Annotated in this window: 1 pseudogene; it reads right to left on the bottom strand. The window is 62.8% G+C overall.

Features of this window, described 5'->3' with window-relative positions:
* Nucleotides 1-387 (bottom strand): annotated as a pseudogene (locus tag O4220_RS27740) (IS110 family transposase); the annotation flags it as partial.

Genomic DNA, 387 nt, shown 5'->3' with positions numbered 1-387 from the left:
CCGCAGAGGCTGGCAAATGCTGCTTCGGAGCTGACGCGGTGGGGGTTGTCACCGACGGTGATCAGCAACTGCGCTGCAGTTTCGTAGCCCACCCCGAACCGGCCGACGAGGTCTTCGGCGGCATCGTCGATGAGCACTACGAGGTTCTTGTCGAGTGCTTTGATCTCGGCGTCGAGGAGCTGAATCCGTCGTGCCACCGACCGCAGTGCAGTCTTGATCGCCGCGGTCAATGCACCTGGAGTGACCGCGGTCGGTCGCAACGCAGCGCATGCGTCGATCAAGGCGACTGTCGTCAGATCCCGGAGCTGTTCTCGAATCGGTTCGGGTGCGTTGACGACGGCAGATTTGAGACCTGTGATCGCGTCGGCGCGAGCTTTCACCGCGGAG

This window comes from Rhodococcus ruber, from assembly GCF_027270735.1.
In the GTDB taxonomy this organism is placed as follows: domain Bacteria; phylum Actinomycetota; class Actinomycetes; order Mycobacteriales; family Mycobacteriaceae; genus Rhodococcoides; species Rhodococcoides rubrum_A.
This window is presented reverse-complemented; position numbering and strand designations above follow the sequence as displayed.